The organism is Prauserella flavalba, assembly GCF_003202235.1.
Taxonomy (GTDB): Bacteria; Actinomycetota; Actinomycetes; order Mycobacteriales; family Pseudonocardiaceae; genus Prauserella_A; species Prauserella_A flavalba.
The window spans coordinates 195,183-221,358 of record NZ_MASU01000013.1; the positions used below are offsets into that span (position 1 = coordinate 195,183).

The 26,176-nt window shown below is 70.3% G+C and carries 24 protein-coding genes; 7 read left to right on the plus strand and 17 right to left on the minus strand.

Annotation, left to right across the window (positions count from 1 at the left end):
* The 7 genes from urtE to BA062_RS28240 all read right to left on the minus strand — a co-directional run bounded on the left by urtE (window position 1) and on the right by BA062_RS28240 (window position 6,607).
* Window positions 1–693: an urea ABC transporter ATP-binding subunit UrtE gene (urtE, locus tag BA062_RS28210; protein WP_110342615.1), complete on the minus strand. Its 693-nt coding sequence runs from the start codon at window positions 691–693 to the stop codon at window positions 1–3.
* Entirely contained in the window at window positions 693–1,469 is a 777-nt protein-coding gene (gene urtD, locus BA062_RS28215) for an urea ABC transporter ATP-binding protein UrtD (protein WP_110341923.1), read from the minus strand. The genes urtE and urtD overlap by 1 nt, the downstream gene beginning before the upstream one ends.
* Window positions 1,466–2,557, minus strand: a complete 1,092-nt coding sequence (urtC, locus tag BA062_RS28220; protein ID WP_110341925.1) for an urea ABC transporter permease subunit UrtC — start codon at window positions 2,555–2,557, stop codon at window positions 1,466–1,468. Before urtC ends, urtD begins: the two co-directional genes overlap by 4 nt.
* Window positions 2,554–3,438: an urea ABC transporter permease subunit UrtB gene (gene urtB / locus BA062_RS28225; protein WP_110341927.1), complete on the minus strand. Its 885-nt coding sequence runs from the start codon at window positions 3,436–3,438 to the stop codon at window positions 2,554–2,556. The genes urtC and urtB overlap by 4 nt, the downstream gene beginning before the upstream one ends.
* 67 nt (window positions 3,439–3,505) lie before the next feature.
* Window positions 3,506–4,768 carry an urea ABC transporter substrate-binding protein gene (gene urtA, locus BA062_RS28230; RefSeq protein ID WP_245960048.1) on the minus strand — a complete coding sequence of 421 codons (1,263 nt, stop codon included), beginning with the start codon at window positions 4,766–4,768 and terminating at the stop codon, window positions 3,506–3,508.
* A 176-nt stretch (window positions 4,769–4,944) separates the two neighbouring features.
* Entirely contained in the window at window positions 4,945–5,496 is a 552-nt protein-coding gene (locus tag BA062_RS28235) for a hemerythrin domain-containing protein (protein WP_110341929.1), read from the minus strand.
* Between the two features lie 67 nt (window positions 5,497–5,563).
* Window positions 5,564–6,607, minus strand: a complete 1,044-nt coding sequence (locus BA062_RS28240) for an AI-2E family transporter (protein WP_110341931.1) — start codon at window positions 6,605–6,607, stop codon at window positions 5,564–5,566.
* A gap of 129 nt (window positions 6,608–6,736) precedes the next feature.
* On the opposite strand from BA062_RS28240, the gene BA062_RS28245 reads away from it, so the two are divergent.
* Window positions 6,737–7,036, plus strand: a complete 300-nt coding sequence (locus BA062_RS28245; protein WP_110341933.1) for a DUF3040 domain-containing protein — start codon at window positions 6,737–6,739, stop codon at window positions 7,034–7,036.
* A 33-nt stretch (window positions 7,037–7,069) separates the two neighbouring features.
* Here BA062_RS28245 and BA062_RS28250 read toward each other — a convergent pair whose 3' ends face one another.
* Entirely contained in the window at window positions 7,070–7,912 is an 843-nt protein-coding gene (locus BA062_RS28250; protein WP_110342617.1) for a phosphoribosylaminoimidazolesuccinocarboxamide synthase, read from the minus strand.
* A gap of 71 nt (window positions 7,913–7,983) precedes the next feature.
* On the opposite strand from BA062_RS28250, the gene BA062_RS28255 reads away from it, so the two are divergent.
* Window positions 7,984–9,774 carry a thiamine pyrophosphate-requiring protein gene (locus BA062_RS28255; protein WP_110341935.1) on the plus strand — a complete coding sequence of 597 codons (1,791 nt, stop codon included), beginning with the start codon at window positions 7,984–7,986 and terminating at the stop codon, window positions 9,772–9,774.
* Window positions 9,775–10,006: 232 nt separating this feature from the next.
* Window positions 10,007–10,777, plus strand: a complete 771-nt coding sequence (locus tag BA062_RS28260) for an SAM-dependent methyltransferase (protein WP_245960049.1) — start codon at window positions 10,007–10,009, stop codon at window positions 10,775–10,777.
* Window positions 10,778–10,781: 4 nt separating this feature from the next.
* On the opposite strand, the gene BA062_RS28265 is transcribed toward BA062_RS28260, so the two are convergent.
* From BA062_RS28265 to BA062_RS28285, 5 genes are all read right to left on the minus strand, one after another.
* Window positions 10,782–11,687 carry a UbiA prenyltransferase family protein gene (locus tag BA062_RS28265; protein ID WP_110341939.1) on the minus strand — a complete coding sequence of 302 codons (906 nt, stop codon included), beginning with the start codon at window positions 11,685–11,687 and terminating at the stop codon, window positions 10,782–10,784.
* Window positions 11,675–12,919 (minus strand): cytochrome P450, encoded by a 1,245-nt coding sequence (locus tag BA062_RS28270; protein ID WP_110341941.1) that lies wholly within the window; start codon window positions 12,917–12,919, stop codon window positions 11,675–11,677. The genes BA062_RS28265 and BA062_RS28270 overlap by 13 nt, the downstream gene beginning before the upstream one ends.
* Window positions 12,919–14,478: a prenyltransferase/squalene oxidase repeat-containing protein gene (locus BA062_RS28275; RefSeq protein ID WP_110341943.1), complete on the minus strand. Its 1,560-nt coding sequence runs from the start codon at window positions 14,476–14,478 to the stop codon at window positions 12,919–12,921. Before BA062_RS28275 ends, BA062_RS28270 begins: the two co-directional genes overlap by 1 nt.
* 126 nt (window positions 14,479–14,604) lie before the next feature.
* Window positions 14,605–16,626: a neutral/alkaline ceramidase gene (locus BA062_RS28280; protein WP_110341945.1), complete on the minus strand. Its 2,022-nt coding sequence runs from the start codon at window positions 16,624–16,626 to the stop codon at window positions 14,605–14,607.
* Window positions 16,623–17,804: a YncE family protein gene (locus BA062_RS28285; RefSeq protein ID WP_110341947.1), complete on the minus strand. Its 1,182-nt coding sequence runs from the start codon at window positions 17,802–17,804 to the stop codon at window positions 16,623–16,625. Before BA062_RS28285 ends, BA062_RS28280 begins: the two co-directional genes overlap by 4 nt.
* A gap of 88 nt (window positions 17,805–17,892) precedes the next feature.
* Between BA062_RS28285 and BA062_RS28290 the strand changes: the two genes are divergently transcribed.
* Both BA062_RS28290 and BA062_RS28295 read left to right on the plus strand, forming a co-directional pair.
* Window positions 17,893–18,732: an AraC family transcriptional regulator gene (locus BA062_RS28290; protein ID WP_110341949.1), complete on the plus strand. Its 840-nt coding sequence runs from the start codon at window positions 17,893–17,895 to the stop codon at window positions 18,730–18,732.
* Window positions 18,733–18,737: 5 nt separating this feature from the next.
* Window positions 18,738–20,129 carry a pyridoxal phosphate-dependent decarboxylase family protein gene (locus BA062_RS28295; protein WP_110342618.1) on the plus strand — a complete coding sequence of 464 codons (1,392 nt, stop codon included), beginning with the start codon at window positions 18,738–18,740 and terminating at the stop codon, window positions 20,127–20,129.
* Here BA062_RS28295 and BA062_RS28300 read toward each other — a convergent pair.
* The gene (locus BA062_RS28300; protein ID WP_110341951.1) at window positions 20,092–20,922 is read right to left on the minus strand and encodes an alpha/beta fold hydrolase; all 831 of its coding nucleotides are present in this window, start codon (window positions 20,920–20,922) and stop codon (window positions 20,092–20,094) included. The genes BA062_RS28295 and BA062_RS28300 overlap by 38 nt on opposite strands.
* Window positions 20,923–20,987: 65 nt before the next feature.
* Here BA062_RS28300 and BA062_RS28305 point away from each other — a divergent pair, with 65 nt between their 5' ends.
* Window positions 20,988–21,452 (plus strand): hypothetical protein, encoded by a 465-nt coding sequence (locus BA062_RS28305; protein ID WP_110341954.1) that lies wholly within the window; start codon window positions 20,988–20,990, stop codon window positions 21,450–21,452.
* A 3-nt stretch (window positions 21,453–21,455) separates the two neighbouring features.
* Here BA062_RS28305 and BA062_RS28310 read toward each other — a convergent pair whose 3' ends face one another.
* Window positions 21,456–22,760 carry a hypothetical protein gene (locus tag BA062_RS28310; RefSeq protein ID WP_110341956.1) on the minus strand — a complete coding sequence of 435 codons (1,305 nt, stop codon included), beginning with the start codon at window positions 22,758–22,760 and terminating at the stop codon, window positions 21,456–21,458.
* A 169-nt stretch (window positions 22,761–22,929) separates the two neighbouring features.
* Here BA062_RS28310 and BA062_RS28315 point away from each other — a divergent pair, with 169 nt between their 5' ends.
* Window positions 22,930–23,340, plus strand: a complete 411-nt coding sequence (locus BA062_RS28315; RefSeq protein ID WP_110341958.1) for an SHOCT domain-containing protein — start codon at window positions 22,930–22,932, stop codon at window positions 23,338–23,340.
* Window positions 23,341–23,418: 78 nt separating this feature from the next.
* Here the strand turns inward: BA062_RS28315 and BA062_RS28320 are convergent, their stop codons facing one another.
* Window positions 23,419–24,678, minus strand: a complete 1,260-nt coding sequence (locus tag BA062_RS28320) for an SAM-dependent methyltransferase (RefSeq protein ID WP_110341960.1) — start codon at window positions 24,676–24,678, stop codon at window positions 23,419–23,421.
* 8 nt (window positions 24,679–24,686) lie between these two features.
* On the minus strand, window positions 24,687–26,066 hold the full coding sequence (locus tag BA062_RS28325) for an FAD-binding oxidoreductase (RefSeq protein ID WP_110342619.1): 1,380 nt from the start codon (window positions 26,064–26,066) through the stop codon (window positions 24,687–24,689).
* Window positions 26,067–26,176: the final 110 nt, after the last annotated feature.

A 26,176-nucleotide genomic window follows, 5' to 3' on the forward strand; every position in this document is an offset into this window, starting at 1 on the left:
TCAGATGGCCATCGCGGCCCGGACCTTCTCGCGGGCACCGGTGCCGCCGTCGCCGGACGACGTGACCCGCCCCGCCTCCAGCACGTAGTACCGGCCGGCCGCGGCGAGCGCGAAGCCCACGTGCTGCTCCACCAGCAGCACCGACAGCCCGCCCTTCGAGGTCAGGGTCAGGATCGTCTCCTCGATCTCGGCCACCACCGACGGCTGGATGCCCTCGGTGGGCTCGTCCAGGATCAGCACCCTCGGCTCGGTGATCAGGGCCCGCGCGATCGCGAGCTGCTGGCGCTGCCCGCCCGAGAGCAGGCCAGCCCTCCGCGACAGCAGCCCCGACAACGCGGGGAACAGGTCGAGCGCCTCGGCGACGAGCCGCTTGCCCTCCCGCCGCGTGTCGGCCACGAGCTGCAGGTTCTCGGCCGTGGTCAGCTGCGGGAAGCACTGCTGGCCCTGCGGCACGTAGCCGAGGCCGCGCCTGACCCGCTCGCTGGGGCGCAGCCGGGTGACGTCCTCGCCGTCGAGCAGGATCCGCCCCGACCGCACCCTGAGCAGCCCGGCGGCCGCGCGCAGCAGGGTCGTCTTCCCGGCCCCGTTGTGGCCCAGCACGGCGGCTACCCCGTCGCGGGGCACCTCGACGGTCGCCCCGTGCACGACCGTGGCCCGGCCGTAGCCGACGTGGACGTCGATCAGTTCCAGCATCACTCGCCCTCCTGCTCGGCCACCGCGGCCAGCGCCTTCCTGGTGGCCGCCTCGCCGAGGTAGACCTCCTGCACCCCCTCGTCGGCCTGCACCTGCGCGACGGTGCCCTCGGACAGCACCTTGCCCGCGTGCAGCACCGTCACGGAGTCGGCGAACGTGCGCATGAAGTCCATGTCGTGCTCGACGACCACCACGGTGCGCTCGGCACCCACCCGGCGCAGCAGCTCGCCGGTCTGCTCCCGTTCCTCGCCGCTCATCCCGGCCACCGGCTCGTCGAGCAGCAGCACCCGCGAGTTCTGCACCAGCAGCATGCCGATCTCCAGCCACTGCTTCTGGCCGTGCGCGAGCACGCCCGCCTTCTCGTCGCGCCGCGCGCTGAGCCCGACGGTCTCCAGCGCCTCGGCGACCGCGTCCGGTACCGCCGAGCGCGCCCGCAGGAGCGTGAGCGGGCCGCGCCCGGCGCCGGCGGCGATGTCGAGGTTCTGCAGCACGGTCAGCTCCTCGAACACGCTCGCCGTCTGGAACGTGCGGCCGATGCCGAGCCGGGCGATCCGGTGCACCTTCCTGCCCAGCAGCTCCGTGCGGCCGAAGCGGACCGACCCGGTCGCGGGCGCCAGACCCGTGATCGCGTCGACGAGCGTGGTCTTGCCCGCGCCGTTGGGTCCGATGAGGAACCGCAGGTCGCCCTGCAGCACCGTCATGGACACCCCGTCGACGGCGAGGAAGCCGTCGAAGCTCACGCGGACGTCGGACAGTTCGAGGTAGTCGGCGTTCATGCCGGTGCCCCTTCCTTGGCCACCACGGGAGCGGGTTCGATGGCTTTCCGCCTGCGCAGCAGCCCGCCCACCGAGGCGAGGCCGCCGGGCAGGAACGCCACCACGAACACGAACAGCGCGCCCTGGAAGTAGGTCCAGAACGACGGGAAACTCTCCGAGAACGTCGTCTGCGCCCACGCCACGGCGATCGCCCCGAGCGCGGGCCCGAACAGCGTGGTGCGGCCACCGATCGCCACCCCGATGAGGAACGCGATCGAGGGCACCACGCCGACGTTCGCGGGCGAGATGATGCCGACGATCGGCACGAACAGCGCACCCGCGACCCCGGCCATCGCGGCCGCGAGCACATAGGCGACGGTCTTGACGGTCGCCGGGTCGTAGCCGAGGAAGCGCACGCGTTCCTCCTGGTCGCGCACGGCCACCAGCAGCTCGCCGTAGCGGGACCGGTAGAGCTGCCACACGATGAGCAGCACCACGAGCAGGGTCACCGCGGCGAGGTAGAACAGCATCCGCTTGTTCACCGGGTCGAACAGGTTGAAGCCGAAGAACGAGCGGAACCCGTTGAGCCCGTTGGTGCCGCCGATCGTGGCCTGCTGGCCGATGAGCAGGATCGCGAACGCCGCCGCGAGCGCCTGCGACAGGATCGCGAAGTACGCGCCGCGCACGCGGCGCCGGAAGATCGCGGTGCCCAGCACCAACGCCACCAGAGCGGGGATCGCGATGACTGACACCAGCGTCACGACCGGCGAGCGGAACGGCTCCCACCAGCCCGGCACCTCGCCGGAGCCGTACAGCTGCATGAAGTCGGGGACACCGCCGGGCCCGGCGTCGTCGAGCTTCATGTGCATCGCCATCACGTAGGCGCCGAGTCCGAAGAACACGCCCTGGCCGAGCGTGAGCATGCCGCCGCGGCCCCACGCGAGCCCGATGCCGACGGCGACGATCGCGTAGCACACGAACCGGCCGAGCAGCGAGAGCCGGAAGTCCGACAGCACGGCGGGCGCGAGCACGAGCAGGGCGAGCGCACCGACGACGAAGCCGAGCAGCACGCCGGTGTTGCCCTTGAGACGGGCAGGTATCGCGCTCATACGAGGCTCCTCGTCCGGACACTGAAGATGCCCTGGGGCCGGATCTGCAGGAAGACGACGATCACCACGAACACGAGCACCTTCGCGATGCTCGCCGTGGTGGAGTACTCGAACGCGGCCTGCAGCACGCCGAGGGCGAACGCGGCGATCACGCTGCCCTTGATCTGCCCGATGCCGCCCGCGACCACCACGAGGAACGCGTCGACGATGTAGTTGGTGCCGAGCGTCGGGCCGGTGGAGCCGAGCAGGGTCAGCGCGACGCCCGCGACGCCGGCGAGGCCGGAGCCGATGAAGAACGTGAGCCGGTCGGTGGACCTGGTGGAGATGCCGACCGTTTCGGCGAGGTCCCGGTTCTGCACGACGCCCCGGATGCGCCTGCCGAGCGGGGTCGTCCTGAGCACCACGCCGAGCCCGACCACGGCCGCGATCGATAGGGCGAGGATGAACAGGCGCGCCGAGGGCACCTGCGTCACGCCGAGGTCGACGCTGCCCGACAGCCAGCCGGGTGCGCGGACCTCGACGTTCGGGGCGCCGAAGATGTCGCGCGCTAGCTGTTGCAGGATCAGCGCGACGCCCCACGTCACGAGCAGTGTGTCGAGTGGACGGTGGTACATGCGGCGCAGCAGCGTGGCCTCGAGCGCCACACCCATCAGCCCGCCGACGAGGAAACCGAGCGGGATGGAGACGAACAGCGAGACACCGGCGTCGGAGATGGCGCCCTGCACGACGTAGGCGGTGTAGGCGCCGGCCATGATGAACTCACCGTGCGCCATGTTGATCACGCCCATCTGCCCGAACGTGAGCGCGAGCCCGAGCGCGGCCAGCAGCAGCACGGAACCGAGTGAGAGGCCGGCGAAGAGCTGGTTGACCAAAGCTTCCACGACAAGGGATCCCTTCGACGGTGGGGCGTGGGCGACACGAGCGCCCACGCCCCGGCCGGAACACCGGTCAGCTCGCGGAAAGGCCCTCGGCCCAGGCGTAGCCCTCCAGGTAGGGGTCCGGCTCGATCGGCTTGCCCGAGCTCCACACGGTGTGGATCAGCCCGTCCCGCTCGATGCGGCCGATCAGCGCAGTCTTGGCGATGTGGTGGTTCTCGCCGTTGACGGTGACCGTGCCCTCGGGAGCGTCGAAGGTGATGCCGCCCGCCGCCTTCGTGACGTCGTCGGTGGCGAAGGACTCGGCCTTCTCCACCATCGCCTTCCACAGGAACAGCGACGTGTACGCGGCCTCCATCGGGTCGGACGTCACGCGGTTGTCGCCGTACTTCGCCTTGAACGCGTCGACGAACGCGGCGTTCGCCGGGGTGTCCACGGTCTGGTAGTAGTTCCACGACGTCAGCTGGCCCGCGAGGTTGTCGAGCCCGATGCCGCTGATCTCCTCCTCGGCGATCGACACCGACACCACCGGCATCGCCTCCGCGGTGAGCCCCGCGTTGCGGTACTCCTTGAAGAACGCGACGTTCGAGTCGCCGTTGAGGGTGTTGAACACGGCGTCGGCGCCCGCGGCCTTGACCTTGTTGGTGATCGTGGAGAAGTCGGTGTGGCCGAGCGGGGCGTACTCCTCGCCCTTGATCTCGATGCCGTTCGCCTTCGCGTAGGCCTTGATGATCTTGTTGGCGGTGCGCGGGAAGACGTAGTCGGAGCCGACCAGGAACACTGACTTCGTGCCCTGCTCCTTGAGGTAGTCGAGCGCGGGCACGATCTGCTGGTTGGTGGTGGCGCCGGTGTAGAAGATGTTCGGCGACGACTCGAGGCCCTCGTACTGCACGGGGTAGAACAGCAGCGAGTTCGCGCCCTCGAAGACCGGCAGCATCGCCTTGCGCGACGACGACGTCCAGCCGCCGAACACGGCCGCCACGCAGTCGGAGCTGATGAGCTTGCCCGCCTTCTCGGCGAAGACGGTGGGCTCGGACGCGCCGTCCTCGCTCACCACGTCGAGCTGCTTGCCGAGCACGCCGCCGTCGGCGTTGATCTGCTCGGCGGCCAGTTGCAGCGCGTCGTGGACGGTCTTCTCGCTGATCGCCATCGTGCCGGACAGCGAGTTGAGGAAGCCGACCTTGACCGAGTCGCCCGACGTGTCGACGCACGACGCGGCGGCCTGGCCGCCCGACTCGTCGTCGACGCGGCTGCCGCAGGCCGTCAGCACCATCGCCGCCGTCACCGCGAGGGAGGCCGCCCGCAGCAGGCGGCCCCTCGTCCGTTGTGTGCTCAAAGCGTTGCCTTTCCGGGTGGGGGACCGGGCCGGACCCGGGATACGACCGGGATCCCGCCCGGTATCCACGCGTCCGGCGGCACACGCTAGGGAGCGACTGTTTCGCGAAAACGCGGGCGACGTAACCGGTTGATCACCGGACGCCGCCCGCGTGTCGCGATTGCTTGACGCGCCTTTTACCTCGCGCGGCCGCTGAGCTTGTCGCGGATCCGGTCGATCAGGCCCGCGCCCGGGTCGAGGATGCGGTTGGCAGGCGGCTTCTGGGGCGACTGCGGGTGCGGCCTCGTCGGCGCCTTCGCCTTGGCCCGCAACACCTTCTCGCCCAGTTCCCGCAGTTCTTCCTCACTGCACGCGGCGCGCAGCCTGGGCAGCAGGTCGTTCTCCTCGTCCTCGACGTGGTGGCGGATCGAGTCCATGAGGTTGCTGAGCAACCGGTCGAACTTCGGGTCGGTGGCGTCCATGTCCTCCAGCTGCTTCATCAGCAGCTCGGCCTCGGAGTGCTCCTCGATCTCGTGGTCGGCCAGCTCGTCGCCGTTCTCCAGGTGCTTGCGCGCGGCCGGGTACATGTACTGCTCCTCCGCGACCGAGTGCCGGACCAGCTCGGCGATGACGTGGTCGGTGAGCTCCCTGCGCCGCTTCGGATCGGCCGTCCCGTCCTCCAGCTCGGCGAACACCTGCTCGACCTCGCGGTGGTCGTTGGTGATCACGCTGATCAGGTCGTCGGTCATGGCTGGCTCCTCTTCGCTGTGTGTCCGGCAGGCGGCGGAATACCCTCGCCGGCGCAGGGGAAACGGCTCACGTGCGGTGCTCGGCGATCGTGACCAGCACGGCCCGCACGGCGGCCACCACCGGCACGGCGAACAGCACGCCCGCGATACCGCCCTCGGTGCCGCCGATCACCAGCGCCACGAGCACCACGGCCGGGTGCAGCTTCGAGAGGTTGCCCTGCAGCACGGGCTGGAGGACGTGCCCCTCCAGCTGCTGCACCGCGAGCACGACGCCGAGGATGATGAGCGCGGCCACGCCACCGTTGCTGACCAGCGTCACGGCGACCGCGAGGATCCCGGACACGACGGCACCCACGTAGGGGATGAACCCGCCGAGGAACACCAGTGCCGCCAGCGGCACCGTGAGCGGGACGCCCACCACGGCGAGACCGATCCCGATGCCGATCGCGTCGATGAGCGCGACGAGCGCCGTCACCCACACGTAGGTCACGACACTGCGGTAGGCCTTGCGCCCCGCGTCGTCGATGATCGCGCGCGTCGGGGTGCGGAACGGCCGCAGCAGGAACTCCCACATCCTGGGGCCGTCGTACAGGAACATCACGAGCAGCACGGTGGACAGCAGCAGGCCGATGGCGATCGCGCTGACCGTGTTGAACGCGCCCAGCGCCTGCGCGATCACGGCCTGCTCGTTGCCCCCGAGCCACTCCTGCACCCGATCGGTCAGCCCACCCTCGAACTTGAGCGGCCCCCGGCGCAGCCAGTCCTCGACCTGGGAGACGCTCTCGGTGACCTGCCGGCGCAGCTCGTCGAGGTTGTTGAGGATGGAGATGACGACGAAGGCCACGATGCCGCCCGCCACGGCCAGCCCGGCGATCAGCGAGGTCACCACGGCGAGGCCCCGCGGCCAGCCGTGCCTGCTCAGGAACGCGACGAGCGGCTGGAGGAACGCCGACAGCAGCAATGCGACCGAGACGGGGATGAGCACGTAGCTGAGGTGCAGGACGACGTTGCGCAGCGCCCACAGCGCGAGGAAGAGCAGCAGCAGTTCGGCCGACACGATGGCCGCGCGGCGCAGCATGCCCGCGTTCAGCCGGACGCGGGGGTTCGACATGCGCTGCGGGTATCCATTCGCGTGCACCCGGAAACGGAGGTCGTTTTGCGGCCCGTGCCGTGGGGTAGCCAATGAGCCCGAACGCGCTGAGCGACGGCCCGTGTCCGTGAGTGAGCCCAGGAGCCGACCATGTTGAGCCATTACGAACGGCAGGAGCTGGAACGGATCGAGCAGAGGTTCGAGCACGACGATCCCGAGCTGGCGAGCGCGCTCGGTTCCTGTGCGCGGCCCCACGGCATGCTCAGCCTGCCGAAGCTCGCCCGCCTGGGTCTGGACCTGTTCGCCGGCTTCCTCGTGCTGCTGGGCGCGTTGACGCTGAACTTCGGGCTCGTGTTCGTGGGCGCGCTGCTGCTGGTGTGCGCCGCGTGCGCCCACCTCAAGGGCTGGAACCCGGCAGACCCGCCTGCCTCTTATCGCCGCGTGGAGTGATGCTCAGCCGCAGTGAAGGCGGTCGCCCTGGGGCTAGTCCGTCCAGGTGTTGCCGGTGATGCGCTCGTAGGCCTCGGTGTAGCGCGCGCGGGTGGCCTCGACGATCTCGGGCGGCACCTCGGGCCCCGGTGGCGTGCGGTCCCAGCCGGAGCTGGTGGCCCAGTCGCGCACGAACTGCTTGTCGAACGCGTGCTGCGGCCTGCCCGGCTCCCACTCGTCCGCCGGCCAGAACCGGGACGAGTCGGACGTGAGCACCTCGTCGGCCAGGGTCAGCATGCCGTCGGCGTCCCGGCCGAACTCCAGCTTCGTGTCGGCCACCAGGATGCCCCGCGTCTCGGCGTGCTCGGCGCCCCTGCGGTAGATCTCCAGCGTCAGCTCACGCAGCCGCTCGGCGGTCTCCCTGCCCTCCTGGTTCACCACGTCGTCGAAGGTGATGAACTCGTCGTGGCCGACGTCGGCCTTCGTGGTGGGCGTGAAGATCGGTTCCGGGAGCTTGCTGCCCTCCTCGAGGCCCGGCGGCAGCTCGACACCGGAGACCGTGCCGTACTTCTGGTACTCCTTGAGCCCCAGCCCGGCGAGGTAGCCGCGCGCGATGCACTCGACCTTCACCATCTGCAGCGGCTTGCACCGGATGGCCCTGCGGGCGAACTCGGGCGGCACGTCGGTGCCCGAGAGCACGTGGTTGGGCACGACGTCGCCGAAGCGCTCGAACCACCACAGCGACAGCTGGGTGAGCAGCGCGCCCTTGCCGGGGATCGGCGTGGGAAGCGTCACGTCGTACACCGAGACCCGGTCGGAGGCGACCAGGAGGATGTCCCCGCCGTCCTCGTAGAGATCCCTGACCTTGCCCGCATGGATGTGCTTCACGCGGCTCAGCATACGTACGGGTTGGACCGGCCCTGTTCGGGTAGCCACTGGCGGACGGTGACGCGGAGCGAGGAGGCGACATGCCCGAGACGGTCGGTGACCAGGTGGTGCGGCGCTTGCGGGAGTGGGGTGTCGAGCATGTGTTCGGCTACCCGGGCGACGGCATCAACGGGATCGTCACCGCCTTCGGCAAGGCGGACAACCAGCCCCGGTTCGTGCAGTCGAGGCACGAGGAGATGTCGGCGTTCCAGGCCGTCGGCTACGCCAAGTTCAGCGGCGAGGTCGGCGTGTGCCTCGCGACCTCGGGGCCGGGCGCGATCCACCTGCTCAACGGGCTCTACGACGCCAAGTGCGACCACGTGCCCGTGGTCGCGCTCGTCGGGCAGACGGCGCGCACCGCGATGGGCGGCAGCTACCAGCAGGAGGTGGACCTGCAGGCGCTGTACAAGGACGTCGCCGCGGCCTACCTCGTGGAGGTCAACGTCGCCGAGCAGCTGCCGAACGCGCTCGACCGGGCCTTCCGCACCGCGCGGGCGCGGCAGGCACCCACCGCCGTGATCATCCCGGCCGACCTGCAGGAGCAGGACTACAGCCCGCCGCAGCACGCGTTCAAGCAGGTGCCCTCCAGCCCGCCCAGTTCGCCGCACGCGGTGCTCGTGCCGCCCGAGGACGAGCTGGCGAGCGCCGCCGAGGTACTCAACGCGGGGGAGAAGGTGGCGATCCTCGTCGGCCAGGGCGCGCGCAACGCCGCCGACGAGGTCAAGCACGTCGCGGAGCTGACCGGTGCGGGCGTGGCGAAGGCGTTGCTGGGCAAGGACGTCCTGCCCGACGACCTCCCGTACGTCACCGGCTCGATCGGCCTGCTCGGCACGCGGCCGACGTACGAGCTGATGCAGGAGTGCGACACGCTGCTGATCGTCGGTTCGAACATGCCGTACAGCCAGTTCCTGCCCGAGTTCGGCCAGGCGAGGGCGGTGCAGATCGACGTCGACGCCAGCGTGATCGGCATGCGCTACCCGACCGAGGCGAACCTCCTCGGCGAGGCGAAGGGCACGCTGCGCGCGCTGATTCCGTTGCTGCGGGCCAAGGAGGACCGGTCGTGGCGGCGGGACATCGAGCGGAACGTGGCCGCGTGGTGGGACACGATGGAGCAGCAGGCGATGCTCGAGGCCAAGCCCGTGAACCCGCAGCGCGTCGTGCACGAGCTGTCGGCGCGGATCCCGGAGGACGCGATCGTGACGGCCGACTCCGGCTCTTCGACCAACTGGTATGCCCGCAACCTGCGCATCCGCGGCCGCATGCGCGCCTCGCTCTCCGGAACGCTCGCCACGATGGGGCCCGGTGTGCCGTACGCGATCGGCGCGAAGTTCGCCTGCCCGGAGCGTCCCGTGGTCGCGCTCGTCGGTGACGGCGCGATGCAGATGAACGGCATGGCGGAGCTCATCACCATCGCCAGGTACCGGAACCTGTGGGCGGACCCGAGGCTCGTGGTGTGCGTGTTCCACAACGACGACCTCAACCAGGTCACGTGGGAGCTGCGGGCGATGGGCGGCGCGCCGAAGTTCGAGGAGTCCCAGTCGCTGCCCGACGTGTCGTACGCGGGTTTCGCCCGCAGCCTCGGTTTCGAGGGCATCGCGGTGGACGATCCGGGCGAGCTGGGCCCTGCCTGGGACCGGGCGCTCGCGGCGGACGGCCCGGTGGTGCTGGATGTACGTTGCGACCCCGAGGTGCCGCCGATCCCGCCGCACGCGACGTTCGAGCAGATGAAGTCGACGGCGGAGGCGCTGCTGAAGGGCGACCCCAACGCCTGGCACGTACTGGTGCAGGGAGCCAAGACGAAGATGCAGGAGTTCGTCCCGGGCAAGCGCTGACCGACGCACGGTGCCGCGCTGTAGCGCGCTACCAGTTTCCCTTGTCCAGCAAGCGAAAAGTGACGCCTTGGGGCAGAATGTCGCCGCCAGCCCGGCCACCATCGAGCGGCCGTTCGCAGTAGAATCTGGTGCCCTGTGCGGCGGAAGATCACGAGGTTCGGACCGTGCCTTGCCCCGAGGAGGCGTACTGAGAGTGGTTACTCCTGTCGAAACCACAGGCCAGAACGGGTCGGTGCGGCCGAACATCGCGCGCATCAGGGATTTCTGGCTGGAGGGCTCGCACAACACCCCGGACGACCGCAAGCTCGCGCAGGCCATCGAACTGTGCGCGCCGCACATCCCGTACCTCGTGCGTGCCCAGCGTTCGCTGATCCGCCGTCTCGTCGCCTACCTGGTGGAGCAGGGCATCACGCAGTTCCTCGACCTCGGCTCCGGTCTGCCAACGAACGGTCATGTGCACCACGTGGCGCAGGCCCTGAACTCTGCCACTCGGGTGTTGTACGTCGACGCAGACCCCACCCTGGCGGACGACAGCCGAATGTTGATCGACGGCAACGACAACGCGGCCTTCCTCGTCGCCGATGTGCGCGAGCCGCGGCAGATCTTCGATGCACCGGAGTTCACCCGACTCATCGACCTCCGTGAGCCGGTCGCCGTCCTCATGATCGAACTGCTTCTCCACCTGCCCGATGAGGACGACCCGGCCGGCGTCGTCGCCCACTACGCCGACGTCATGGCTCCCGGAAGCCACCTCGCGCTGTCTCACTTCTGCGAGGACGAGCAGTTGCTGGAAGGCTTCCAGATGTTCGATCGCATGATGCTCGGCGACCGGCCGGTGGTGAACCTTCGTTCGCCCCAGGCGCTCACCGGCTTCTTCGGCGACCTCGAACTCGTCGACCCGGGGGTCGTGCCGGTGCCGATGTGGCGTCCGGAATCCGAGGAGGACGCGGACCGCAATCCCGAGCAGGTCCAGATGTACGTTGGCGTCGCCCGCAAGCGCTGACCGGTCACGCCAGTAGCGGGAGAGCCGCGACCACCAGATCGCCGACCATGACCAGCGGCATCGAGCGCTTGCGCATCCGTACCGAACTCGCTGTAAGACCGCGGTGAACGCGGCGTAGCAGTCCTAATGCGGCCACGAGAAAGACGACGTGTGCCGCGGCGGCGAGCATGCTCGCCGCCGCACCGTAGCCGAGGAACATTCCCCAGGCCAGGAGGATCGCCCCCGCGGCCATGATCGCGCAGGCGAACGCGAGCGCGCGGACGGCCCCGTACCGCACGCCCGGAGTCGCCATGCCGGTTGCCGCATCCGCGCCGATGTCGGGGACCGACCACCAGGTCATCCGTCCGATCGCGAGCACGGTGAGCCCTGCGAAGACCAGAGCCACCGGGGCGCTCATCTCCGCGCCCACGGCGCCGTAGGACAGTACGCAGGGCAGGCCGACGACGGCAGTACAGAAGGCAATCACCCCGAGAAAACCGCGGCGCTTCCAGCGAAGCGGTTCCACGTTGTAGGCGACCTGCAATCCGATCATCGCGACCGCCATCGCGGTGGGGATACATCGGCCGGTCCACACCGACACCACGGCGCAGAGCGCGAGCGCCACGGCGAACTCGAAGCTCACCCACCGGGTTCCCCGTACCTTGCCGAGCCGGCGTGCGGCGTGCGCCAGACTGCCTCGCTCGGGATGTCGTTCGTCGGTGCTGATGTCGGCTGTCGAGTTCAGTGCGAGGCCACCGGCGATGAGCAGGAAGTTCGCGGCGATCGCGAGCAGTACCGGCGCCTGGAACAGCTGGCTCGCCGCGGTCACCGCGAAGCAGGCGCCCCAGCTCGACTGGCAGACATCATTGACCCAGAACGGAAACTCCAGCCGGTGTACGGCCACGACGTCCCGCGCGGTCAGTTCCGACATGCGGTCACCTTCATGCGCAGCTTCGTCGCTGGCGCCATAGCGTGTCCGCGGAGCTGGAGGACCGCGGCCTCCGGGTTGACACAGTGCCACTCGCGCCTGCGAAGCAGCGCCGCGGTGATCATCCTGGTCTCGAGCTGCCCGAGCTGGTTGCCGAGACAGTGCCTGCTGCCCCCACCGAACGGAAGGTAGTGCTGTGGCGGGACACGTCTGCTGAGGAACCGGCCCGGGTCGAAGCGCAGCGGATCGGGGAAGTAGTCCGGTCGTCGGTGAGCCAGGTAGATGCTCGTGGTGACGACGCTTCCCGGTGGGAGCGACCGCCCGAGTATCTCGCCACCTTCGGGTAGCTTCCGGTTCTCGGCCACCGTCACGGGAGGAGCCAGTCGCAACGCTTCTTGAATCACCGCCTGCAGCAGCGGAACCTGGGCCGGCTCGGGTGCGTCGTCGGAAACCGCGGCCAGTTCGGTGCGGAGATCGTGGCGCAGGTTCTCGTCGCGATCGATCCAGTAGAGCGTCCAGGCGGTCGCCGCCGCGGTGGTCTCGTGCCCGGCGAAGAGAAGCGAGACGATCTGGTCCCGCAGCTCGTGATCGTCGACCTGACCGAGGAGCCCTTCCTGTGAGAGCAGCAAGGCCGCAAGCGTTCGCGGCTCCGTTTCAGCGTTGGCCTTCGCCTTGTCGACGAGCTGCCGGTCCAGTTCGGCGCTCGACCGCGGTAGTCCACCGAGAAGAAAGCGGTAGGCGAGGGTACGTCCGCGCGCTCCGAGCGCGCGCTCGATCCAGTCGGCGAACTGCTTCAGCAGGCCCTCGGCTCCGTCGCCGAGGACGAGCCTTCCCATGACACGCAGTGCGACCTGCCGGGTCCACTCCGGAATGGATACCACCTGGCCGGGTCTCAAAGCGTCGACGGCCTCGTGCACGGTGTGTGCGATCAGGTCTCGATAGGAGTGAAGGCGGCGTCCGCGCAACGGCGGGCCGAGCAGGCGCCGGTAGGAGGAGTGCCGGGGTCCGTCGACCCACAGCAGGGAGTCCTTTCCGAACAACGGCATGAGACTACGGCTGCCGGGGTGCTCGAGCCCGGGGTCCGAGTGGAAGATCCAGTCGATCGCCTCGGGGTGCCACACCAGGAGCTTCGGGCGCGGTTCGCCGGCCAGTTCGAGGAAGCCTTCCTCGCGGTGTGCCTGGGAGTCGAGAAAGGACAGCGTGCGCAGTGCCATGCGCAGCTCGGTACGGTTCATCACACGCCGACTCGGTCCTCGGCGAGCTGCGCCGCGACGGCCGGGACGGTGTGTGCCAGGTGCAGCGCCGCGATGATCTCCACCTCCACGATCCGCAGCGGCGTGTAGAGGTCCTTGTCGTGCCACAGTGGGAGATGGGCGGTGTCGCCGTCGGTGGTGAGCAGGTGCGCCGCGCCCCTCGCCGCGGCGCGGGCCGTGGCCTCGGTGGTGGGAACTCCTTGGTGCAGCAGGGTTTTCACCGCGTAGGCGGTCTCCTCACGAGTACCCCTCCAGCGGCCCCACGAGCCGTCCTTTCGCTGCGTCGCCAGCAGCCAGTCGACGGCGCGGCGCACGGCCTTGCTCCCGTCCGCACCCCCGTACTCGGCGAGCGCCGTCGCGCAGCACGCCGTGGCGTAGAACGGCGACGCGTGCCATTTGTCGTGCCAGCTGCCGTCGGTGTTCTGCTGCTCGCTCAGCCAGCGCGTGAGCGTCCTCGCCGCCGCGACGTAGCGTTCGCGGCCGGGCAGGTCCGGGGTGAGCGAGGCACCGATCGCCTGCAGCGCATGGGCGTTCGCGCTCGTCGACGGCGTGCGCTCCTCGGGGAAGCACCGGAAGTGGTCGTCGGCTTCGTAGTGCCACAGGCATTCCGGCGACCGGGGGCTGCCCAGCAGGGCCAGCGCGTAGAGCGCGGTGGCGGTGTCGTCGACGTCGGGAGGGAGCCCGGCACCGCCGGCCGCTCCCTCGGGCGAGAAGGCGGCGTGCAGGTCGTCCACGAGTTCACGGGGAACCCGGACGTCGAGGCCCGCGGAGACGAGTGTGGACAGCACCCAGGAGCGTTCGAACAGGGCGAGCGGCGCGGCCACGGGAACACCGCCGCCCGCGTCCTGCACCGCGCGCAGGTACCGCACGCCCGGATGGGCACCGGCGCCCGCGGCCTCGTCGCCGAGCCAGGTCGCGGTGGCCGAGGGGGAGCAGCCCACGATGGCGCCCCTCACGAGTTCCACCGAGTCTGCCCCGCGCGCGACCGGTCCGATGATCTCCAGCGAGTGCAGCAGCTTCTCCGGCAGCGCGTGTCCCTGTGCGACAGCGGCGCGTAGCTGTTCCAGCAGCTGGGGACGGGTGCCCTCCGGCAGCGGCAGCGGTGCGTCACCCCGCCGCGTGAGGTGAGCGTTCACCTCGGCCACGAGGCCGGGCACCATCAGCTCGACCGCGACCGTGTCGGGCAGAACGGTGTTGGGGCGCAACCGATCGGCGAGCGCGCGCACCCCGCGGTCGGCGGCCCGCGCGACCTCGGGGTGCGCGCCGGGCCTGTGCGCCTCCGTCAGCAACGCGTGGGTCGCGCTCAGCGTGGGCACGATGTCGTAGTCACCCGGCCCGCCCCAGCGGCCGTCGCCGTGCTGTTCCCGCAGCAGGAACCGGACCCGTTCCGGGTGCCCGGGAAGGGAAGGGGTGAGCGCCACGAGTCTGCCTGTCTCGTAGACCGACGGTGAGAACCGGCCCCACGGGTCGGCGGCCATGTCGGCCACCAGCGCTGTCACCGTCTCGTTCGCGTTCGCCAGCCAGGAACCGCGTGAGCTCATGGGCACTCCTCGACGGTCAGCGCGGTTGAGTTGTCGGGCCACTCGGTAACCGGTTGAAAACTCAAAGTAGCACTTTGAAACGAGGTGTCACACCGCTGTGCTCCGAACGGAGCAGTGTGGTGCTGGTCAACCGGGCACACTGAACTGCTTGGACGCACCGGTGAAACTCCGGATGCCGCCGATCAGGTTCCTGGCCTCCCCGTGATAGCTAATGCGGTAGGTGCCCTCGCTGCCAGGGGGCACTTCCCAGCCGATGGTGACGTGCGAGGCCGCGATGCCGTGCCTGGTCCAGCGCAGCGTCGTGCTCCAGTCGCCGTCGTCGGCCACCCGCACCCAGCGGTTTCCGTTCCACCGCTGCACTTCCAGGTACGTGCCGCCGCGACGCAGGTCGTTGCCGGGGTGCGCACCGGCGAACACCACCTCGACGCGCTCGCCGGGGCCGTACGACGCCAGGGGCTGGGTGAGCACGTCCCCGAACCGCCTGCCCAGCGGCGGCGCGTCGGCGACGATGGGCGGTTGCAGGGAGAGCTGCCGTCCCGAAAGGTCGGCGGGCGCGGGATCGGACGGCGCGGGCCTGCCGTCGCGCATCGCCTCCGCGAGCCCCGAGGCGGTCTGCTGCAACGCGGGCAGCTGCCAGCGGCCGAACAGCGTGCTGCCGCCCTCGTAGTGCTGCGCGTCGTACTCCTCCGGTGTGGTGACGTAGTGGAAGTAGGCGTTGCTGTACCCCGCGACGAGCACGTCGCGCACGTCGGCGCCCACGATGTCGGCGACGGTCCTGCGCAGCCGCAGCCCGGCCGCGATGGTGACCTCGCCGGGCACGCCGATCAGGTACAGCCCGCCGACGCGCACCAGCTGCACCGGAACCGTCTCCTGCACCCACGGGTACACCGCGTTCATCGCGCCGATCGGCACCGCGATGCCCTTGGGTGCCTGGCACTGCTTCAGCTCGGGGGAGGCGGTGTAGAGCACGGAGTGCGACACCGTGTCCCACAGGGGGTTCTCGCCTTCGGCGAAGAGCGGGAACGCGGGGCCGTCCTCGGTGCTGCCCGCGGCCATCGCCGCGCCGACCGCGGGGTCACACGTGCGATGGTGCTCGCCGTCGCCGGTGAACTCAGGACGCACGTCCACATCGGACATGTCGACGTAGGTGAGCCGGGAGTCGACGCCCCCGCTCAACGCGGCGCCGTCGCGGGCGAGCTGTCCTGCCGCGGCCTCGTACTGCCGCTGCCCGATCTCCTTGGTGCGGGCGAAGTCCTCCGGCGTCGTCGGCGGCGTGAGGTCCAGGTTGGGCGACATGTCACCGGCGTTGGTCTGCGCGAACGCCGACACGAAGTCCGGTGTGGTGTCCGCGAGGTAGTCGACGTGCTCGACCTCGCGTTCCCAGTGGTAGGCCGCGTATCCCTTGTTGTCGGCGCTGATCAGCCGGTTGTCGCCGGACATGCTGGTGTTGTGCGTGGCGAACCAGTTGACGGCGCCGACGGCACGCCCGTCGCGTTCGATGCGCAGCAGTGAGGTCTGCGGGTCGATCGCGGCGGGGAAGAACTCCCTGTCCTCGGCGGGGTTGCGGTCGAACGCGGCGCGGGACCGGTTCACGCTCGCGTCGGTGAGCTCGGAGTGGGTGAGCGTGAGGGACGCGGGCGCGAGGTCGCCGTGTGCGCGCTCGATCGACTCCACGATGCCGTCGGTGATCGCGTCGAACGTCTTCTCGTGGAAGCCGAGCGTGGTGAGGTTGTAGAGCAGGTGGTGGGAGTAGCCGCCGGGGCCCGCGTGGGTGTGCGTGCCGGTGAGCAGAACGTTCTGTTCGGTGTAGAGGTCGCCATAGCGCTCGGCGAGCCTGCGCAGCACGGCCTGGTGCACGCTGCCGAAGATCATCGGCGAGTCCACCACCACGAGCACCACGCGTTCGCCGCTCGCCGGGTCGGCGATCACGAACGCCCGCGAGCGCAGCCGGTTGTGCAGGCCCTGCGCCTGCTGGTCGGTGCGGCCGTAGCCCATCATGCCGACCTCGGCGATCTCGCCGGTCGCGTCGGCGATGCCGCGCCCGACCAGGTACGGCTCGGCGGACGCGGGCGCGGCCGGTGCGGGCGTGGGCGCGGCGATCAGGCACGCGCCGGTGAGCAGGGCGGCCGCGAGCGCGGGGGCCCTCATGAGGCGAGCACGTCGGCGGGGACGGAGTAGCCGCGCACCCGTTGCGGGTGGTCGCCCACCGGGATGCGGGCGAGTTCGCGCGGGTTGTCGAACGACACCACGGAGATGTCGTCACTGTCGCTGTTGGACAGGAAGCAGTACCGCCCGTCGGGCGAGGTCGCCGCCCAGTACGGCTTCCTGCCGGTCGGCACGATCGCGTCCACGGTCAGCGCGGGCACCGAGAGGATCGCCGCGTAGTCGGAGATGGTGCCGGCGTCGCAGATCTTGGTGTGGTCGTCGTTGGTCGCGAGTCCGTGGTGCGCGGAGTCCAGCGGGTACTCGTCACGGCGCAGCTGCTTCGCCTCCTCCGACAGCGGAAGGTGCACGGTGCGCGTGGTGCGCTCCTCTTCGAGGTCGTACTCGATGAACCCGTTGTGGAAGGACAGTTGCGCGTACATCGTGCGATTGTCCGGCAGCACGACGAACGGGCGGATGCCGACACCGAAGTCGATGACCTTGCGGACCTCGAGCGTCCGCGCGTCGGCGATCGTGAGCCAGCGCCTGCCCTTGGCGGCGTCGAGCAGCGGGGCGTCGGGCGCGACGACGTTGCCGATCGTCGCGTTGTAGATCGTGGAACCGTCCTCGGAGAACCGGTTCTCGTGCGGGAAGTCGCCGCTCGCGATGCGGCCCGTGATCGCGCCCGTCGCGGTGTCGACGGCGTTGACGACGTTGGCCGTGGTGGCCGAGACCAGCAGGGTGCGCCCGTCGGGCGAGAGTGCCATGTGGTCGGAGCGGTAGCCGTCGACCCTGGTGAACCACAGCTGTTCGCCAGTGGCGACGTCGAACGCCGACACGTCACCGAGGCTGGGCCGCGACACGTACATCGTCCTGCCGTCGGGAGAGACCATGATGTCGTCGACAAGCTGGTCGTGCCCCTCGCCCGCGGTCTGCCTGATCACGAGCATCGCGACGAGCCGGTCGGGTGTCATCTCCCGTTTGCGCTGCTCGAAGTCGGGCACGACGTCGATGCGCTGGTACTTCTCGAAGGTCCGCGCGTCCACCAGGTCGACGGTGCCGTCCCAGTTGTTGCCGACGAACATCACGTCCCGTGGCGGCGCGGCGTGTGCCGCCGGAGTGAACGTCACGGTCAGCAGAGCCGCCGCCACGAGTGAACCGAGCCGTACCCACCGCTTGGCCATAACCTACCTACCCCGTAGTAGATATGAAGGTGATTCACGATTGTGGAGGCTCCGGACATCGAGCGCAACCCGGACGTAGGGTCGCGGCGTGGGTAGCGATGACGTCGCTCGGTACTGGCGACACCCTGGAGTGGCCGGAGTGGACCTGCTCCGCGCGCGGTTCGTCCGGCACGCCTTCGCCAGGCACAGCCACGAGACGTTCGCGATCGGCGTGATCGAGTCGGGAGCCGAGGAGCTGCGCATCGGCTCGACCGTCGAGCGGGTCACCGCGGGCGGCACCGTGCTGCTCAACCCCGAGGTCGTGCACACCGGCGCACCCGCTGACGCCGACGGCTGGACCTACCGCGTGCTGTACCTGCCGGTGGCCGAGCTCGCCTCGCTGACCGGTACCCGCGGCACTCCGGTGTTCGCCGAGCAGCTCACCTACGACCGCGATACGGCGGCAGCCGTGCTCACCGCGCACCGGGCCGCCGAATCACCCGACCGGCTCACCGCCGGCACCCTCCTGGACCAGCTGCTCGCCCGGCTGTGGCACGCCCACGGCAGCCGCACCCCGGCCGCCGCCCCACGGCCCGCGGGCCGGAGAGACGCCGAACGTGCCAGGCAGGCGCTGCTGGAGCGGATGGCCGAACCGCCGCCGCTCGCGGAGCTGGCGGCCGAATTCGGCACCAGCCGGTTCGCGTTGCTGCGCGCGTTCAGGGCCCGGTTCGGGCTGCCCCCGCACACCTACCTGAACCAGCACCGCGTCCGCACCGCGCGGAGCCTGCTCGCGCGCGGCGTTCCGCCCGCCGAGGCGGCCGTGACGGTCGGCTTCGTGGACCAAGCCCACCTGTCCCGGCACTTCACGCGGATCGTCGGCGTCCCGCCCGGCGCCTACGCGCGGGCGCACGAACGTACAAGCCCGGATCGCCCGCCCCGCCTAGCGTGACGGTCATGGAACCCTCCCGCGAGGACGTCGCCGCGATGATGGCGGCGGCCACGTCGTTCGTCACCGAGTTCTACGAAGGACTCCCGCACGCACCCGCGTCCCACGTGAGCGACGGGGACGTGCCCGCGCTGCTGGAACCACCCGGGGAGGGGCCGGGCGAGCTGGGCGGGCTCCTTGCGACGTTCCGCGACGCCGCCGCCCACGCCGTCGAGACCGCGGGCCCCGGCTACCTCGCCTACTTTCCCGCGGGCGGGCTGTTCAGCTCCGCGCTCGCCGAGCTGCTCGCGAACACCGTCAACCGCTACACCGGCGTCAGCTCCACCGCGCCCGCACTCGTGGCGATGGAGCAGGGGGTGCTGCGCTGGCTGTGCGCGGAGTTCGGTTTCCCCGAGGGCTCCGGCGGCATCGTCACCACCGGGGCGTCGATGGCGACGCTGTCGGCACTCGTCGCCGCGCGCGAACGGCTACTCGGCGGACCCTCGCCCGCTGGGCGGATCTACGTCACCGAGCACACCCACCACTGCGTCGCGAAGGCCGCACACCTCGCCGGGTTCACGCCGGACCAGGTACGCACGGTGCCCACCTCGGACGGACTGCGCATGGACCCCGCCGCCGCGGCGGAGGCGATCGCGGGCGACCGCGCGGACGGCCACACGCCGTTCCTGCTCGTCGGCACGGCGGGGTCCACGAGCACCGGCACGGTCGACCCGCTCGCCGCACTGGCCGAGGTCGCCGGGCGGGATGGGCTGTGGTTCCACGTCGACGCTGCGTACGGCGGGGGCTTCCAGCTCACCGAGCGGGGCCGCGCGAAGCTCGCGGGGATCGAGCTGGCCGACTCGGTGACGCTCGATCCGCACAAGACGATGTTCCTGCCCTACGGCACTGGGGTGCTGCTCGTGCGTGCCGTGCGCGACCTGCGGACGGCGCATTCCGCCGACGCCGACTACCTGCAGGACCTGCGCCGCGACCCGCTGCTGCCCGACTACGCCGACCTGGGCCCCGAGCTGACACGTGAGTTCCGCGGTCTGCGGCTGTGGCTGCCGCTGCACCTGCACGGCGTCGCCGCGTTCCGCTCCGCGCTCGACGAGAAGCTCGACCTCGCGGAGTGGGCGCACCGCGAGCTGCTCGAGTTCGCCGAGGTGCCGACGGAGCCGGACCTCACCGTGCTCACCTTCCGCGTGCCCGGCGGCGACGACGACGCCAACCGCCGGGCACTGGAGCGCATCAACGTCGGCAGGCGGATCTTCCTGTCCAGCACCAGAATCGGCGGCCGGTTCACGCCGAGGCTATGCGTGCTGAGCCTGCGCACGCACCGCCCGCACGTCGAGGAGGCGGTGCGCATCGTCCGCGACGCCGTGCTCAGTGCCGCCCGAGGAACTCCAGCAGCAGCGCCGTGAACGCCTCGGGAACCTCCTCCGGCACCCAGTGCGTGACGTCCTCCAGCATCTGGAACTCGTACGGCCCCGTGACCCACTTCTCGGTGTCGAGCGCGGCCGTCGACCCGAACGCGACGTCCTCGGTGCCCCACACGTACAGCGCGGGAACGCCGACCTTGCCGATCCGCTCCGCCGGCCTGCCCGCGCGGTACCAGTTCAGCGCGGCCGTGAGCGCGCCCGGTTCGGAGAGCCTGCGGAGGTAGTCCTCGACCCGGTCCCTCGGCACCTTCCACTCGTACATGCGCCGCAGCGCCTCGGCGTTGCCCGCGAGCATGCGCTTCTCGGTGTCGCGGCTGCGCCAGTCGCGCATGTACTGCGAGCGCGTGGCCTGGTCCTCGTCATTGCGCAGCGCGTCGGCGAGCGCGCCGGGGTGCGGCGTGGCCACCGACGTGAGGCTGCGCAGCCGTTCGGGGTGCTTGTCGGCCGTCCACCACGCCACGGCGCCGCCCCAGTCGTGCCCCACGAGGTCGAATCGGCCCCAGCCGAGCGCGTCGGCCATCGCGACGACGTCGTCGACGAGGTGCTCGATCGCGTAGTCGGCGACGTCCTCGGGCCGCACGCCGGGGGAGTAGCCGCGCTGGTCGGGCGCCACCGCGCGGTAGCCCTCACGGCCGAGCACGGCCACCTGGTGCTCCCACTGCACCGCCGCCTCGGGGAAGCCGTGCAGCAGCAGGACCGGGCGCCCGTCCTCGGGCCCCGCGGCGAGCGCGTCGAACGAACCGGCGGGCGTGGGGATGCTCAGGTACTCGCTCACCGGGGCGAGACTAGTCACCCGCAACACGTGAGGCGCGCGGGACGCGCGGCCGGGATCCTGGCGGGATGACGGTACGACGCTGGGTTCCCGGCTCGCTGCTCGCCGCGGTGCTGGTACTCGGTGCCTGCGGCGGCGACGGCGGCTCGGACACCGGCCCGCCCGCGACCACGCAGACACCGGCCACGACGCAACCGACGCGCCCGGCGGACGCGTGTGAGGGCGTGGTCTCCGCCGGGCAGGACGTCGTGTCCACCGCGGGCCGGTTCCTCTCCGGCTCGGCGACGGCCAACGACGTGAGGGCGTCGGTGTCGGCGCTGTCCGGCGAGATCGACTCAGTGAGGAACACCGTGGGCCCCGAGGCACGCGCCCACCTCGACGAGGCCAAGAGCGCCCTCGACCGGCTGGGCACGGCGCTCACGGCCCAGCCTCCCGACGTTTCCGGCGTCCGCTCGGCCGCGAACGACGCGCTCACCGCGCTGAAGCAGGCGGCCACGGTGTGCCGGAGCGGCTCGGCGACGCCCAGCTCGTGAGGCTCAGCCCTGCTTCGCCGCGGGCTGGTCGAGGAACTGGATCACGCCGAGGCAGAACACCAGCACGAGCGCGATGACCAGCACCGTCAGCCCGCTCGGGCGGTTGAGCAGCACGAAGACCAGCACCGCGATCCCCACGGCGGCGCCGCGCAAAGCCGCCCGGTAGGTGTGCACCCACGGGCCTACCCGGCCGGTGCGCAGACCCGCTCGCGCGCCACCCCGGCGCAGCCATCCGATGAGCCCGCTGAGTCCCTGGCGCAGCTTCACGGCGATGGGCGAAGGGCCGGTGAGGAACGCGCCGAGCGCGAACACGACGCCCACGGCGAAGAGCGTGCGCAGTCCGCCCCGCAGGAACCGGACCACCGTGTCATAGGAGTCCCCGGCCGCGGCGACCGACCGCTCCGGCACGCTGCCGACGAGGACGCCACGGATCACGAGCAGCGCTCCGGCGAGCACCAGCATCGCCACGGCGATCCCGATCCCCGTCTGGACGAGCGCTCTTCGCCGGTCGCGCGCGAGGTACACCGCCGCCGCGAGCACGAGCACGGTGATCCACGGCAGCCACGTGGCGAGCCGGTCGAGCAGGGTGTACGTGGTCTGGGCCCGTTCGAGCGTGCTTGCTTCCGTCACGGCGATGGTGGGGTGGACGTCCGGGATGCGGCCGGCGACGGTGAAGCCGCTCGCCACCAGCTGCCGCTTCACCTCGGTGACGAGCGGAGCGAGGTCGAGCCGCACCTCGCCGCCGCTCACCACGACGTTGGAAGCCTCCCCCGACAGGACGGCGTGCATGCGTGCGTGGCCGGCCCGGATCACGCGGTCCCACAGCTCGGCGGCACCCGGGCTCGCCACCACGTCACCGATGCGGTCGTGCACGAAGCCGCGCACGCTCGACTCCAGCGGCCCGGTGAGGGCCCGCAACGGTGCCACGGCCTGGTCCGGAACTCCCTGCTGCGCAAGGGCATCCACCGCGCGCGTGGCGAGTGCCTCGACGTCGACGTGCGTGAAGACGGTGTCGGTGAGGCGGTCGGTGATCGCCGTCCGCACCGACTGCTCGCGGATGAGTGGACTCATCGTCGCCACGAACCGGTCGGTGTTCGCGACCTGGTTGTGCACCCACACGGTCACCAGCGACACCAGCACCAGCAGGCAGCCGAGCACACCCAGCAGCCCGGCGCCGATCCCGCGCCACGGCACGGGGCCTCGCGGCTTTCGCGCGCGCAGCGCATCGACCTCAGAACGGAGGCGCTCCAGTTCCGCACGCTCGTCGGTGGTCAACGGCGCGGTGGTGCTCTCGGCAGGCCCGGACATGTGGCGGTCTCCCTCCAGGAGACTCCGTCCAGCTTCGAGCGGTCGGCGGCTGCCCGGCTCACCCGCGGCGGGTGGTCTGAGGACATCTCACCCGCTGCGGGTGAGTCGCACGGCGAGGTCATGGCGATAGATCGGTCACGCTCGGCGATGCCGGCCAGGAGGAGGCGCCATGTTGCTGGCACAGGATGGTTCGGACTACCCGTTCCTCGACTTGATGTGGACCATGATCGTCTTTTTCGCGTGGGTGATCTGGTTCTGGCTGCTCATCACGATTCTCGGAGACCTGTTCCGCAGGGCCGACATCTCCGGCTGGGGCAAGGCGGGCTGGACGCTGCTCGTCGTGTTCCTGCCGTTCCTCGGTGTGCTGCTGTACCTGGTGGTGCACGGCAAGCAGATGGGCGAGCGCAGGCGGGCCGAGGCCCAGGAGGCGCAGCAACACTTCGACGACTACGTCCGCTCCGTCGCGACGCCGCAACCGCGCGCGACCGAGCAGATCGCCAAGGCGAAGGAACTGCTCGACCGCGGCGCCATCGACGACACCGAGTACGAGGCCCTGAAACGCAAGGCCCTCGCCACGTAGGCCCAACCGCAGTGAAGGCCACCTTCACTGCGTTGAACGCAGGCAAGGTGGCCTTCACTGCGGTCGGGCAGCCCCGGATCACACGCCCCAGTCTGGGCGCAGGGGCATCGCGGCGTCACCGTTCACGGCCACCTTCACGCCCAGCACCTGCTGCAGCTCGATCTTGTGCCGCTCGAAGCCCAGCCGCGACGCGGCCATGTACAGGGCCCACACGCGCGCCCTGCGTACGCCCGCCTCCTGCACCGCCTCCGACCAGTTCGCGTCGAGGTTGGCGCACCAGGCCGCGAGCGTGCGCGCGTAGTGCTCGCGCAGGTTCTCCGAGTGCCGCACCTCGAACCCGTGGTCCTGCATGGCCGAGATGATCGTGCCGACGCCCTCCAGCTCGCCGTCGGGGAACACGTAGCGGTCGATGAACGGCCCCGTGTGCGTGGGTTCCCTCGTGGTCGGCCGCGTGATGCAGTGGTTCAGCAGTCGCCCGCCGTCGCGCAGTTTCGAGTGCAGGAACCGGAAGTACGACGGCAGGTTGCGGGCCCCGATGTGCTCGGTGAGCCCGATCGACGACACCGCGTCGAATCCACCCTCGGCCACGTCGCGGTAGTCGAGGTGCCGTACCTCGGCCCGGTCGGCGAGCCCGCGCGCCACGATGTGCTTCTGCCCCCACTGCGCCTGCTCCCGCGAGAGCGTGACCCCGATCGCCCGCACGCCGTAGTGCTCCGCCGCGTGCGCCACCATGCCGCCCCAGCCGCAGCCGACGTCGAGCAGGCGCATTCCCGGTTCGAGGGCGAGCTTGCGGCACACCAGGTCGAACTTGTGGAACTGCGCCTCCTCCAGCGTCGCGCCCTCCTCGGGGTAACACGCGCAGGTGTAGGCCATCGAAGGACCGAGCACCAGCTCGTAGAAGTGGTTGGACACGTCGTAGTGCTGCGAGATCGCCGCGCTGTCGCGGGACTTCGAGTGCCGCAGCCCGCGTAGCCCGCGCTTGACCCTGCTGGGCGCCTCCTCGGCGGGCACCGGCACCGAACGCAGGTAGCGGGTCCCGAGCCTGCGCATGATCCACAGCTTGTCGCGGACGCTGAGCCCGTCGATCACGGCGGTCAGCGCGCGCAGCACGGTGTAGAGGTCCCCGTGCACGTCGAGGTGCCCGGTGACGTAGGCGCGGGCGAGGCCGAGCTCGCCGGGTGCGGAGAAGACGTAGCTCAGCGCCGTCGGCGAGCGCACGTCGATCCGGTGGGGCGAGTCCGGGTCGCCGACCACGCTGCCGTCGTAGAGCGTGATCGCCACGTGCTCGCCCGCGGTGAGGAGCCGTCCGAACACCTCACCGAGTTCTCCCTGTGCCATTGCTGCTTTCACCTCGCTCTAACGCACTTGTCGTACAGGTCGAGCAACCTCCGTGCGGGGTCGTACCGTTCCTTCAGCGCGTGGTAGGCCTTGCCGTTGTAGAGCCGCCAGAACGTGTCCTCGTCGTAGAAGCTCTCGGAGTACAGGGACTTCCGCCCGCCGAGCTCGGTCACGGTCCGCTCGATGAGCCGGTTGTGGGTGCCGTCCGGCTCGCCCGGCTCCAGCGGAACCGTTGCCCAGAAACCGAAGTTGACGTAAAGCGTGTTCGGGTCCAGTTCGTACAGTGGCCAGGTGCGGTCCGCGTCCCGTTGCCGCAGCGGGCACACCCACACCGGGCTGATCGGGATCTCGCGGTGGAAGAAGCCGAGGAACTCCGCGGCCCGGTCCACGGGCACCTCGATGTCCTGGACCACCGACTCGCGTTCCGGCTTGCCCAGCGCCCGCTCGAACCGGGAGAGCAGGCCGTGCCGCCGTTCGAACGACACCACCTTCCAGTACACGTCGGACCGCAGGAGCTTCGGTCCCGCCAGGAGGCGGACGAGCCGGTTCTGCGCCCCCAGCGCGCGTGAGCACCAGAACCAGTCGGTGTCCCAGCGCCACAGGTAGTCGCGCACGGGAAGGTGGTCGACGGTGCGTTCCCTGATGGACTTGTAGTAGATGTCGAGCCACGTGTAGTCGCTGGTCCCGGGCGCCTCGCCGGTGAACGTCGCGAGCGTCAGGTACAGCTCGTCCTTGCCGAAGATCGTGCCGTCGACGAAGTCGGCCTCCCGCTCGCGGCACGCGCGTTCCAGCGCGGCGAAGTACCGCGCCGGATCGGTGTAGCGGACATGTTCGAGCCGGACGTAGGGCCGCACCGGTTCCAGCTCGATGCGCAGGCGCAGCGCGTAGCCGAGCGTGCCGTAGGAGTTGGGGAAGCCGAAGAACAGGTCCCGGTGCTCGTTGTCGGGCCTGACGAGCACGATCTCGCCGTCGCCGGTGAGCAGGTCCATCTCCAGCACCGACTCGTGCGGCATGCCGTTGCGGAACGACGACGACTCGATGCCCAGCCCGGTGACGGCGCCGCCGAGCGTGATGGTCTTGAGCTGCGGTACGACCAGTGGCATCAGCCCGTGCGGCAGCGTCGCGTCCACGAGCTGCTCGTAGGTGACCATGCCCTCGACGTCGGCCGTGCGCGCCACCGGATCCACCGACAGCACGTGTGTGAAGCCGGAGACATCCAGGCCGGACGAGGTGTCCGAGCGCGGCCGGAACAGGTTCGACGTGCGTTTCGCCAGCCGTACCGGGGCGCCCTCGGGCATTGCGGCGAGCTGCTCCCGCAGCCGCGCCACCCTCGCCTCGTACCCCGCAGTGGTGACCGTGCTCCCGCTTCCCCCGCTGCTGCGCACCATGAACCCCATGATCGCGCTGTACCGGGCGCCCTGCCAGGGTCCGGCACCGGTTTCACTACGGTCAGGGGAAAACGCAGGTCAAGTGGGTTGACCCAAATGGCCTATTCGCG

What these genes read in the sequence shown, in the direction of transcription:
- BA062_RS28280 (WP_110341945.1), bottom strand. Translation starts at nt 16,626, where the DNA reads ATGAGGGCCCCCGCGCTCGCGGCCGCCCTGCTCACCGGCGCGTGCCTG.
- BA062_RS28315 (WP_110341958.1), top strand. Translation starts at nt 22,930, where the DNA reads ATGTTGCTGGCACAGGATGGTTCGGACTACCCGTTCCTCGACTTGATG.
- BA062_RS28325 (WP_110342619.1), bottom strand. Translation starts at nt 26,066, where the DNA reads ATGGTGCGCAGCAGCGGGGGAAGCGGGAGCACGGTCACCACTGCGGGG.
- BA062_RS28295 (WP_110342618.1), top strand. Translation starts at nt 18,738, where the DNA reads ATGGAACCCTCCCGCGAGGACGTCGCCGCGATGATGGCGGCGGCCACG.
- BA062_RS28285 (WP_110341947.1), bottom strand. Translation starts at nt 17,804, where the DNA reads ATGGCCAAGCGGTGGGTACGGCTCGGTTCACTCGTGGCGGCGGCTCTG.
- urtE (WP_110342615.1), bottom strand. Translation starts at nt 693, where the DNA reads ATGCTGGAACTGATCGACGTCCACGTCGGCTACGGCCGGGCCACGGTC.
- BA062_RS28320 (WP_110341960.1), bottom strand. Translation starts at nt 24,678, where the DNA reads ATGGCACAGGGAGAACTCGGTGAGGTGTTCGGACGGCTCCTCACCGCG.
- BA062_RS28245 (WP_110341933.1), top strand. Translation starts at nt 6,737, where the DNA reads ATGTTGAGCCATTACGAACGGCAGGAGCTGGAACGGATCGAGCAGAGG.
- BA062_RS28270 (WP_110341941.1), bottom strand. Translation starts at nt 12,919, where the DNA reads ATGAACCGTACCGAGCTGCGCATGGCACTGCGCACGCTGTCCTTTCTC.
- BA062_RS28235 (WP_110341929.1), bottom strand. Translation starts at nt 5,496, where the DNA reads ATGACCGACGACCTGATCAGCGTGATCACCAACGACCACCGCGAGGTC.
- BA062_RS28275 (WP_110341943.1), bottom strand. Translation starts at nt 14,478, where the DNA reads ATGAGCTCACGCGGTTCCTGGCTGGCGAACGCGAACGAGACGGTGACA.
- BA062_RS28305 (WP_110341954.1), top strand. Translation starts at nt 20,988, where the DNA reads ATGACGGTACGACGCTGGGTTCCCGGCTCGCTGCTCGCCGCGGTGCTG.
- urtC (WP_110341925.1), bottom strand. Translation starts at nt 2,557, where the DNA reads ATGAGCGCGATACCTGCCCGTCTCAAGGGCAACACCGGCGTGCTGCTC.
- urtD (WP_110341923.1), bottom strand. Translation starts at nt 1,469, where the DNA reads ATGAACGCCGACTACCTCGAACTGTCCGACGTCCGCGTGAGCTTCGAC.
- BA062_RS28310 (WP_110341956.1), bottom strand. Translation starts at nt 22,760, where the DNA reads ATGTCCGGGCCTGCCGAGAGCACCACCGCGCCGTTGACCACCGACGAG.
- BA062_RS28265 (WP_110341939.1), bottom strand. Translation starts at nt 11,687, where the DNA reads ATGTCGGAACTGACCGCGCGGGACGTCGTGGCCGTACACCGGCTGGAG.
- BA062_RS28240 (WP_110341931.1), bottom strand. Translation starts at nt 6,607, where the DNA reads ATGTCGAACCCCCGCGTCCGGCTGAACGCGGGCATGCTGCGCCGCGCG.
- BA062_RS28255 (WP_110341935.1), top strand. Translation starts at nt 7,984, where the DNA reads ATGCCCGAGACGGTCGGTGACCAGGTGGTGCGGCGCTTGCGGGAGTGG.